General features: G+C 64.6%; 1 pseudogene. It reads left to right on the top strand.

Annotated features, from left to right (window positions below):
• Positions 1-370: pseudogene (locus QRX41_RS08375) on the top strand (InlB B-repeat-containing protein); the annotation flags it as partial.

Below are 370 nucleotides of genomic sequence, written 5' to 3'. Positions count from 1 at the left end.
GCCAGCGGACTTCACCTACCTGCAGGTCAGCGCCGGATTGGATCATTCCCTGGCCGTGGGCAGCGACGGCAACGCCTGGGCATGGGGATACAACGGGTCTGGTGACCTCGGCAACAACAGCAGCGCCAGCTCTTCGTCTGTTCCTGTGCGCGTGCGCGACCCCGACAGCCCCGGGGACGCGAGCAAAGGACTGCAAGCCGCACAGGTGAGCGGCGGATACCATCTTTCGCTGGCCGTGGGCAGCGACGGGAACGCCTACGCTTGGGGATACAACTACGATGGCCAGCTCGGCGACGGCAGCACAAACGACAAGTCGGTTCCTGTGCCGGTGTCGTTCAACCTGGCTCTGGTGATCACCGGCGTCAGGTTC

This window comes from Bifidobacterium kimbladii (genome assembly GCF_032193675.1).
In the GTDB taxonomy this organism is placed as follows: domain Bacteria; phylum Actinomycetota; class Actinomycetes; order Actinomycetales; family Bifidobacteriaceae; genus Bombiscardovia; species Bombiscardovia kimbladii.
Note: the sequence above shows the minus strand (reverse complement) of the source record. Positions and strands in the feature narration are given on the sequence as shown.